This is a genomic window from Pseudomonas sp. CM25, from assembly GCF_013179705.1.
GTDB lineage: Bacteria > Pseudomonadota > Gammaproteobacteria > Pseudomonadales > Pseudomonadaceae > Aquipseudomonas.
In genome coordinates this window covers 1-2,277 of the sequence record NZ_JABMCW010000555.1, presented here as the reverse complement: position 1 = coordinate 2,277, position 2,277 = coordinate 1, and the positions used below count along the sequence as shown (strand labels likewise).

At 61.5% G+C, this 2,277-nt stretch carries 2 protein-coding genes; one reads left to right on the top strand and one right to left on the bottom strand.

The window, feature by feature from the left end; genetic code table 11:
* A partial coding sequence (locus HP546_RS29325; RefSeq protein ID WP_172233100.1) for an ATP-binding cassette domain-containing protein occupies positions 1 to 732 on the bottom strand: 732 nt, incomplete at its 3' end.
* 226 nt (positions 733 to 958) lie between these two features.
* Between HP546_RS29325 and HP546_RS29320 the strand changes: the two genes are divergently transcribed.
* Positions 959 to 2,277 (top strand): catalase (locus tag HP546_RS29320; RefSeq protein WP_172233097.1); only part of this gene is annotated, 1,319 nt, incomplete at its 3' end.

Genomic DNA, 2,277 nt, shown 5'->3' with positions numbered 1-2,277 from the left:
TTCCTGGACGAAGCGCTTGGTGGTGGGGTGCTGCGGGTGCAGGAACACGTCGGCCACCGAGCCTTGCTCGACGATCTGGCCGGCGTCCATCACCGCCACGCAGTCGCAGACCCGGCGGATCACGTCCATTTCGTGGGTAATCAGCACGATGGTCAGCTTCAGCTCACGGTTGATCTCGGCCAGCAATTGCAGGACCGACGCCGTGGTTTGCGGGTCGAGGGCGCTGGTGGCTTCGTCGCACAGCAGGATCTTGGGGTTGGTGGACAGGGCGCGGGCGATGCCGACGCGCTGCTTCTGGCCGCCCGACAGCTGTGCCGGGTACTTTCTGGCGTGGTCCGACAGGCCTACGCGGGCCAGCAGCTCGGTGACCCGCTTGTCGATTTCGCTGCCCGACAATTTACCGGCCAGGGTCAGTGGCAGGGCAACGTTGTCGGCGACGGTCTTGGACGCCAGCAGGTTGAAGTGCTGGAAGATCATGCCGACCTGCTGACGGAAACCGCGCAGTTGGCTGGCGTTGAAGGCGGTGACGTCTTCGCCGTCAACGATGATCTTGCCGCCGGAGGGCTCTTCCAGGCGGTTGATCAGGCGCAGCATGGTGCTTTTGCCGGCACCCGAATGGCCGATCAGGCCGAACACCTGGCCATTCTCGATGGTCAGGCTGGTCGGATTCAGTGCGGGGATTTCCCTACCGGCGACGCGGTAGGTCTTGTGGACATGTTGGAACTCGATCACGTAGCGAACCTTGTGGGGCGCATGGAATTTGGGTCAGCGGTTAGCTGGGGTCGCGCATTTTAGCCTTTTCCCATAGCTGTTCTTAGCATTTATTTCGTAATGCACCAATCCTTCGGGCATATCGCGACAACCGGTAATCCTGATTGAACGCTTGTCAAAGCCCTCCAGTCACTAATGAAACAAGCCCGAACAGGGCACGCCTGAAGACTGACGAGGAGAGCCGATCATGCCCAACAAGAACACGGACGCGCCCAAGCACAGCGAGGCCGCCGGAACCCAGACCCCCGACCGGGCCAACACCAATGCCAAGCTGCAGAGCCTCGAGGACGTGCGCAGCGATGCCACTGGTCACGCCCTGCGTACCAATCAGGGTGTGCGGGTCGCCGACAACCAGAACACGCTCAAGGCGGGTGACCGTGGCCCCTCGCTGCTTGAAGACTTCATCATGCGCGAGAAGATTACCCACTTCGACCACGAGCGCATCCCCGAGCGCATCGTGCATGCCCGGGGTACCGGTGCACACGGCTTCTTCCAGAGCTATGGCAACCACGCCGAACTGACCAAGGCCGGCTTCCTCCAGGACCCGGAGAAGATCACCCCGGTATTCGTGCGTTTCTCCACGGTGCAGGGCCCACGCGGTTCGGGGGACACGGTGCGGGATGTGCGCGGGTTTGCGGTCAAGTTTTATACAGATGAAGGCAACTTCGACCTGGTTGGCAATAACATGCCGGTATTTTTCATCCAGGATGCGATCAAGTTTCCCGATTTCGTGCATGCGGTAAAACCGGAGCCTCATAACGAGATGCCCACCGGCGGGTCGGCTCACGACACTTTCTGGGATTTCGTCTCGCTGGTGCCGGAGTCGGCGCACATGGTGATGTGGGCCATGTCGGACCGTGCCATCCCGCGCAGCCTGCGCATGATGGAAGGCTTCGGCGTGCATACCTTCCGCCTTATCAATGCCGAAGGGGTGGCGAGCTTCGTGAAATTCCACTGGAAGCCGAGCCATGGCGTGCATTCGCTGCTCTGGGACGAAGCGCAGAAGCTGGCCGGCAAGGATACCGACTTCCAGCGCCGTGACCTGTGGGAGGCCATAGAAACGGGCGACTACCCGGAATGGGAGCTGGGCGTGCAGATCGTGCCTGAGGCGGACGAGCACAAGTTCGATTTCGACCTGCTGGACCCGACCAAGATCATTCCTGAAGAACTGGTACCGGTGACCCCGCTGGGCAAGATGGTGCTCAACCGCAACCCGGACAACTTCTTCGCCGAGGTCGAGCAGGTGGCCTTCTGCCCTGGCCATATCGTGCCGGGTATCGACTTCACCAATGACCCGTTGCTGCAGGGCCGGCTGTTCTCCTACACCGACACCCAGCTAAGCCGACTGGGCGGGCCGAACTTCCACCAGATCCCGATCAATCGCCCTGTCGCGCCCAACCACAACAACCAGCGCGATGCCTTGCACCAGCATGTCGTGCACAAGGGCCGCGCCTCCTACGAACCGAACTCCATCGACGGCGGCTGGCCGAAGGAAACGCCTCCTGC